Source organism: Frankia sp. CcWB2, assembly GCF_977927585.1.
Genome location: NZ_CDWRCM010000265.1, coordinates 1 through 3,719, shown reverse-complemented (window position 1 = coordinate 3,719; position 3,719 = coordinate 1). Strand labels below are relative to the sequence as shown.

Genomic DNA, 3,719 nt, shown 5'->3' with positions numbered 1-3,719 from the left:
CCACCCCGCCGGACGGGGCGGGGCGGGCGCGCCCGGACAACCTCGCCTACGTCATCTACACCTCCGGCTCAACCGGCCGCCCGAAGGGCGCGCTGATCCCGCACCGCAACGTGGTGCGCCTGTTCGCCGACACCCGGGATCTCTTCCGCTTCGACGCCTCCGACGTCTGGACGCTGTTCCACTCGGTGTCGTTCGACTTCTCGGTGTGGGAGCTGTGGGGGCCGCTGCTGCACGGCGGCCGGCTCGTCGTGGTCGACCACGACGTCTCCCGCTCGCCCGAGCAGTTCCTCGACCTGCTGCGGCGGGAGTCCGTCACCGTCCTCAACCAGACGCCGTCGGCCTTCGGCGCGCTGCGGGCGGCCGAGCAGGAGGCCGGACGGTCTGACCTCAGCCTCCGTCTGGTGATCTTCGGTGGCGAGGCGCTCGAGCTCGGCCGACTGGCCCCCTGGTACGAGCGCCACCCGGACGGCGCACCGACTTTGGTCAACATGTACGGGATCACCGAGACCACGGTGCACGTCACGTACCTGCCGCTGGACCGGGCCGGCGCGGCCGATGCCGCCGCCGACCGCCGGAGCGTGATCGGCGAGCCGCTGCGCGGCCTGCGCGCACGGCTCCTCGACCGCCACCTCGCCCCGGTCCCGCCGGGTGTCCCGGGGGAGATCTACGTCAGCGGCGCCCAGCTCGCGCGGGGCTACCTGGGCCGCTCCGGCCTGACCGCCACCCGGTTCGTGGCCGACCCCTACGGCGAAGACGGCGACCGGATGTACCGCACCGGCGACCTGGCCCGGCTGGGCCCGGACGGCTCGCTGGAGTATCTGGGCCGGGCCGACGACCAGGTCAAGATCCGCGGTTTCCGGATCGAGCCGGGCGAGATCGAGGCGGTCCTGGCCGCCGATCCGGCGGTGGAGCGGGCCGTGGTCGTCGCCGGGGAGGACGGCGCCGGCCGGCGCCGGCTGGTCGCCTACGTCGTCCCCCGGGCGGGCGGGCGCGTCGACGGGCCGGCGCTGCGGCACCGGGCCGCCGCCGCGCTGCCCGACTTCATGGTCCCGGCCGCGGTCGTCGCGTTGGACGCGCTGCCGCTGACCGGCAACGGGAAGCTCGACCGAGCCGCCCTGCCGGCTCCCGGCCTGACCACCGCGACTTCGGGACGGTCGGGCGCCACCGACCTGGAGCGGACGCTGTGCGCGGTGTTCGCCGCCGTGCTCAGCGCCGACCGGGTCGGCGCTGACGACGACTTCCTCGCCCTCGGCGGCGACAGCATCATCGCGATCCAGCTGGCCAACCGGGCCCGCCGCGAAGGCGTCGGGCTCACCCCGCGCGAGGTCTTCGTCCAACGGACGCCGGCCGCGCTGGCGGCGCTCGTCGCCGGCCGCGCCACGGCCGAGACCGTCGAGACCCGCGAGACCATCGAGACCCCGCCCGCCCCGGAGACCTCGCCCGCCCCGGCCGGCCCGCCGGCGCTGGTCAGCGGGGCGGGCGGGCCGGGCGCGGCGGCGACCGGGGTGCTCACACCCCCGCCGATCGTCGCCCGGCTCGCCGACTGGGGCGGTGAGATCCGGCGGTTCAACCAGGCGTTCGTGGCCCGGACGCCGGCCGGCGCCGACGAGGCGGCCCTACGGGCCGCGCTCGGCGCGCTGGTCGCGCACCACGACGCCCTGCGGGCCCGGCTGCTGCGGCCCGCGCCGAGCGTGTGGCTGCTCCAGATCGACCCGGCCGGCGACGGCCCGACCGACCCCGAGCTCCTGACCCGGATCGATGTCGCCGGGCTCGGCCCGGCCGCGCTGCGCGCGATGATCGCCGCCGCCTCCGGTTCGGCCGCCGGGCGCCTCGACCCCGACACCGGGACGACGTTGCGCGCGGTCTGGCTCGACGCCGGTCCCAGCGAACCGGGCCGGCTGGTGATGGTGGCCCACCACCTCGTCGTGGACGGCGTGTCCTGGCGTATCCTGCTGGCCGACCTCGAGGCGGCCTACGCGGCGGCCCGGGCTGGCCGGCGGCCGGCGCTCGAGCCGGTCGGCACCTCACTGCGCGCCTTCAGCCAGGTGGTCGCCGAACACGCGACCGCCCCGGCCCGCCTCGGCGAGCTGGCCTACTGGCTGGAGACGCTCGCCCCGGGCGCGCGTCCCTTCCCCGAGCCGCCCGGACCGGTCGCCGAAGCCGCCGGGCCCCCGCTCGGCCCAGCGGCCGTCGGCACTGTGGCCGACACCGGGCGACTGGTCGTCGAGCTGCCGGCGGCGGCCACGACCGCCCTGCTCACCGGCGTCCCGGCGGCGACCGGCGCCGAGGTCACCGACGTCCTGCTGGCCGGCTTGCGCATGGCGATCCGGCCCGCCCCGGCGGACGGCGACGGCGACCTCCTGGTCGATCTCGAGCGCCACGGCCGCGAGGAGATCGCCCCCGGACTGGACCTCGCCCGCACCGTCGGCTGGTTCACCAGCATCGCGCCGGTCCGGCTCGCGCCGCCCCGGGCCGGCGCCGGCGCGACGCTGACCGAGGTGACGGCCCGCCTGCGGGCCACGCCCGAGCGCGGCATCGGCTTCGGCCTGCTCCGCTACGCCAACCCGCTCGCCGGCCCGGCCCTGGCCCGGGCCGGACAGCCCCAGGTGCTGTTCAACTACCTCGGTCGCTTCGGCGCCGACCGCCGGGCCGACTGGGGGCCGGCCGAGGAGTTCGACGCGCTGGCCGCCGAGCCCGACCCCGGCCTGGGCGTCGGTTATCCACTGACCATCGATGTGGTCAGCGTCGAGACCGCCCAGACGTCCTCGGCCGGAGCCGGGCCGGTGCTGCGCGCGACGCTCACCTACCTGACCACCGTGCTGGCGGCGGACGAGGCCGCGCGCATCGCCGACGGCTTCCTCGACGCGCTGGGGGAGCTGGCCTCGCTGGCGCCGGCCGGCGGTCCCGGTCTCGGTCCCGGTTCCGGCCCCGCCGCGCTCGGCCAGCCGGTCGAGCTCATCGCGCTCCCGCCGGCCGAGGCGGACCGGATCGCGCGTACCTTCCCGGCGCCGGTCGAGGACGTCTGGCCGCTCTCGCCGCTCCAGGATGGCCTGTACTTCCACTCGGCGCTCGACGCGACCAGCGACGCCTACACCGCCCAGTTCTCGTTGGACTTCGACCATCGGCTCGACGCCGGCCGGCTGCGCCGGGCCTGCGCGACCTTCATGGCCCGCAACCCGACCCTGCGCGCCGGCTTCCTCAGCGACGGCCTGTCCCGCCCGGCGCAGGTCATCGCGCGCGACCTGCCCGCCCCGGTCGAGGAGATCGATCTGTCCGGACTGGCCGAGCCCGAGCGGTCGGCGGCGGCCGAGCGGATCGCCGCCGCCGACCGGGCCCGCCCGTTCGACGTGGCGCGGCCGCCACTGTTCCGGCTGATCCTGATCCACCTGGCCGAGGGGCGGTCCCGGCTGGTGATCAACCGCCAGGTGCTGCTGTGGGACGGCTGGTCGGGCGCGCTCGTCGTCGAGGGCCTGCTCGAGCTGTACGCCGCCGGGGGCGGCGAGCCGGGGACTGAGTGGGCGGAAGAGCCGGCGTCGACCCCGCCCGCGTCGCGCGGTTCGTACCGCGACTACCTGCTTTGGCTGCGCGAGCGGGACACCGCCGCCGCCGAGCGGGCCTGGCGCTCGGCCCTGGCCGACCTGGCGGGCCCGACGCTGGTGGTGCCGGCGGCGCGGGGCTTGCCGCCGGTCGCCCCGGCCCGGATCACGGCCGAGCTGCCG

General features: G+C 77.1%; 1 protein-coding gene. It reads left to right on the top strand.

All coding sequences use genetic code 11. The features are described 5' to 3' along the window. Positions 1-3,719, top strand: a 3,719-nt coding sequence (locus tag ACY45C_RS20010; protein ID WP_462189101.1) for an amino acid adenylation domain-containing protein, incomplete at both ends; no start/stop codon positions are given.